Source organism: Jiangella anatolica (assembly GCF_003236295.1).
Taxonomy (GTDB): Bacteria; Actinomycetota; Actinomycetes; order Jiangellales; family Jiangellaceae; genus Jiangella; species Jiangella anatolica.
In genome coordinates, this window is the sequence record NZ_POTW01000175.1 from 1 (window position 1) to 3,902 (window position 3,902).

The following is a 3,902-nucleotide window of genomic DNA, read 5'->3' on the forward strand; positions in this document are numbered from 1 at the left end:
ACCCGCGGCACGCCGGTCCAGCCGCTGCTGGCCGTGAGCGATCCGGCGATCGTCGTCGAGTCGGTCAAGCTGGCCGAGGACCGTTCCGGCGACCTCGTCGTGCGGCTGTACGAGGCGCACGGCAACCGCTCGAAGGCGACGCTGACCACGTCGTTCCAGTTCACCGAGGTGGTCGCGACCGACCTGCTGGAGCGCCCGGTGCCGAGCGAGGCGATCGCCGGCGCCGAGCTCACCCTGCGCCCGTTCGAGCTGCTGACGCTGCGCTTCACTGGTTTGGAAAGGTAGACCCGTGCCCTACGACGACACCCTGCCCCGCCCGGAGTACCCGCGGCCGCAGTTCCGGCGCGAGCGCTGGCTGAACCTGAACGGCCGCTGGGAGTTCGAGATCGACCGCGGCGACAGCGGACTGGAGCGCGGCCTGCTCGACACCCCGCTGCGCGACGAGATCCTGGTGCCGTTCGCGCCGGAGACGACGCTGTCCGGCATCGGCGACCGCGACTTCCTGCACGCCGTCTGGTACCGGCGCACGATCCGGGTCCCGGACGACTGGGCCGGCCAGCGGGTGCTGCTGCACTTCGGCGCCGTCGACCACGACGCCACGGTCTGGGTCGGCGGCGTGCAGGTGGGCCGGCACCGCGGCGGGTTCTCCGGGTTCACCGTCGACATCACCGACGCCGCGCCGCCCGGCGCCGAGGTGCCGCTGGTCGTGCGGGCCCGGGACGAGCCGCACGCGCCGCAGGCCCGCGGCAAGCAGTCGCGCGAGCACACGCCGCGGGCGGCGCTGTACTGGCGGACGACCGGGATCTGGCAGACGGTGTGGCTGGAGCCGGTGCCGCCGGTCGCGCTGCGCCGTCCCCGGATCACGCCCAATGTCGCCGCCGGCTCGTTCGACGTCGAGGTGCCGCTGACGGCGAACCTGCCCGGCGGCGCCGTCCGCGTCACCGTCTCCGACGCCGCCGGCGAGGTCGTCAGCGCCGAGGTGCGGGCCGACCTCGACCTCGCGCCTCGGCTGACCCTCGCCCTGCCCGAGGGGCGGCGGCTCTGGTCGCAGGCCAACCCGTTCTTGTATGACCTGCGGTTCGAGTTGCGCTCCGCCGGCGGCGACGTGGTGGACGAGGTGGACTCGTACGCGGGGCTGCGCAGCGTCGCGATCACCGGCAGGCAGGTCCGGCTCAACGGCGACGTCGTGTTCCAGCGCCTCGTCCTGGACCAGGGCTACTACCCGGACGGCCTGATGACCGCGCCGTCCGACGCCGACCTCGTCCGCGACATCGAGCTCGCGCTGGCCGCGGGATTCAACGGGGCGCGGCTGCACCAGAAGGTGTTCGAGGAGCGGTTCCTGTACCACGCAGACCGGCTCGGCTATCTCGTCTGGGGCGAGTTCGGCGACTGGGGCTGCAACACCGGCCAGGGGGAGACGACGAACCAGCAGCCCGACGCGTCCTACGTCCAGGAGTGGCTGGAGGTGCTGGAGCGCGACTACTCACACCCGTCGATCGTCGGCTGGTGCCCGCTGAACGAGACCTGGCAGGCCTACGGCGACCGCATCACCGCGCTCGACGACGTCACCCGGGCGATGTTCCTGGCCACGAAGGCGTTCGACACGTCGCGACCGGTGCTGGACACGTCCGGGTACGCGCACCGCGTCGCCGACTCCGACATCTTCGACAGCCACGACTACGAGCAGGACCCGGTGCTGTTCGCGGCGAACTACGCGCGCCTCGCCGACGGCGACCCGTACGTCAACCGGGCCGACAGCACGGGCGAGTCGTGGTCGATCGCGTACCGGGGACAGCCGTTCTTCGTCAGCGAGTTCGGCGGCATCTGGTGGAACCCGGCCGAGGCGGGCCGGCCGCAGTCGATGCGCGAGTCGTGGGGCTACGGCGACCGGGTGCGCGACCTGGAGGAGTTCTACGTCCGCTTCGAGGGGCTGGTCGGCGCGCTGCTGGACCACCCGGACATGTTCGGCTACTGCTACACGCAGCTCACCGACGTGTTCCAGGAGCAGAACGGGCTGTACGGCTTCGACCGGTCGGCGAAGTTCGACCTCGCGCGCATCCGGGCCGCGCAGGCCAGGCCGGCCGCGATCGAGCAGGCGTGACGGCGCCCAACGTCGTCGTCATCTACGCCGACGACCTCGGCTACGGCGACCTCGGCTGCTTCGGCGCGGACGACCTGGACACCCCGGCGCTGGACGCGTTGTGCGCGTCCGGCCTGAGGCTGAGCCAGTGGTACTCGAACTCGCCGGTCTGCTCGCCGTCGCGGGCGTCGCTGCTGACCGGGCGGTATCCGGCGCGGGCGGGCGTGGAGAACATCCTGGCCGGCTCGCGTGACACCGTCGGGCTGCCGCCGCAGCCGACGCTGGCGTCGGAGCTGCGCGACCGCGGCTACCGCACCGGCATCTTCGGCAAGTGGCACCTCGGTGTGGAGCCGTCGTACGGCCCGCTGGAGCGCGGCTTCGACACCCACTTCGGCTTCCGTGCCGGCTGCGTCGACTACTACTCGCACATCTACTACTGGGGCGCGACGAACCCGACGCACGACCTGTGGGCGGACGAGGACGAAGTGTGGTCCGACGGGGAGTACCTCACGACGCTGCTGGCCCAGCGGGCGGCGTCGTTCATCGAGTCGTGTGGCGACCGGCCCTTTCTCTGCTACGTCCCGTTCAACGCGCCGCACTACCCGCTGCACGCGCCCGCCTCGTACGTCGACCAGTTCCGGCACCTGCCGCCGGACCGGCGGATCATGGCCGCGATGATCAAGGCCATGGACGACGGCGTCGGGCTGCTGCTCGACACGCTGGACCGGCTCGGCCTGCGCGACGACACGATCGTCTTCTTCTCCTCCGACAACGGCCCGTCGACGGAGGAGCGCAACTGGCTCAACGGGGACGAGATCGCCTACCGCGGCGGCTCGGCCGGCGGCCTGCGCGGCGCCAAGGGCTCGGTGTTCGAGGGCGGCGTGCGGGTGCCGTCGCTGGTCTCCTGGCCGCGGCGCCTCCCGGCCGGCGCCGAGTTCGCCGGCGTCGGCGCCATGATGGACCTCGTTCCGACCCTCCTGCACGCCGTCGACGGCTCGCCGCCGCCGGACGGCGACCACGACGGCGTCTCGCTGCTGCCGTCGCTGGCCGCTGGGTCGGAGGCCGAGCCGCGCTGGATCGGCTGGGACTACGCGACCCAGCTGGCCGCCCGGTCCGGCGACTGGAAGATCGTGCTCGGCGCCCGCGAGGCGATGGGCCCGGAGGTCGCGGCGCCGGCCGCGCTCTACCACCTGCCGACCGACCCCGGCGAGCGGCACGACCTCGCCGCCGCTGAGCCGGAACGCTTCGGCGCGATGCTGGCCGAGCTGCTCGCCTGGGCCCGAGCCGGTTGACGGTCCCGTCGGGCCGGGCCACAGTGGACACCGTGCTGCACGGCGGCATGCCGATCGGCGCAGAACGACGTCGCCGGCCACGAGCACCCCGAGGCGTTCGTCGCGCAGACCAGGACCTAGGAGCGGGAGCAGCCGCGCCGGCCTGCCGGGCGCGGCTGCTCCCGCCGCGGCAGCCCGCTACGGCGCCGCCGTGTAGGCCGTCAGCTCACCGATCGACCACCACTCCGGCGCCGACCCGGTCTGCACGATCCGGAGGTAGCGCGCAGTGACGGTGTCGAACGTGATCGGCCGCTTCCAGCCGAAGCCCGGCCCGCTGGCCACCGTCGTCCACGAGGAGCCGGTCGTGGACACCTGCAGCTCGAAGCCGCGCGGGTAGTCCCACCGGTCGCCGTCGCGGGTCTGGATGGTGACCTGGCCGACGGAGCGCAGCGCGCCCATGTCGACCTGGAACCACTGGCCGTTCACCTGCGACGTCCCGGTCGCCCAGCGGGTGCCCGTGTTGCCGTCGATCGCCCCGCCCGCCGACCCGC

4 protein-coding genes are annotated in these 3,902 nt (G+C 72.8%); 3 read left to right on the forward strand and 1 reads right to left on the reverse strand.

Annotated elements, in window-relative coordinates; all coding sequences use genetic code 11:
• From C1I92_RS32700 to C1I92_RS32710, 3 genes are all read left to right on the forward strand, one after another.
• The coding region (locus C1I92_RS32700) for a glycosyl hydrolase-related protein (protein ID WP_146605379.1) at positions 1-285 on the forward strand (285 nt) is incomplete at its 5' end.
• Positions 286-289: 4 nt separating this feature from the next.
• The gene (locus C1I92_RS32705) at positions 290-2,101 is read left to right on the forward strand and encodes a glycoside hydrolase family 2 protein (protein WP_111258801.1); all 1,812 of its coding nucleotides are present in this window, start codon (positions 290-292) and stop codon (positions 2,099-2,101) included.
• Positions 2,098-3,372, forward strand: coding sequence for a sulfatase-like hydrolase/transferase (locus C1I92_RS32710; protein ID WP_111258802.1), 1,275 nt, complete (start codon positions 2,098-2,100; stop codon positions 3,370-3,372). Before C1I92_RS32705 ends, C1I92_RS32710 begins: the two co-directional genes overlap by 4 nt.
• Positions 3,373-3,549: 177 nt before the next feature.
• On the opposite strand, the gene C1I92_RS32715 is transcribed toward C1I92_RS32710, so the two are convergent.
• Positions 3,550-3,902, reverse strand: a 353-nt coding sequence (locus C1I92_RS32715) for a discoidin domain-containing protein (protein ID WP_146605380.1), incomplete at its 5' end; no start/stop codon positions are given.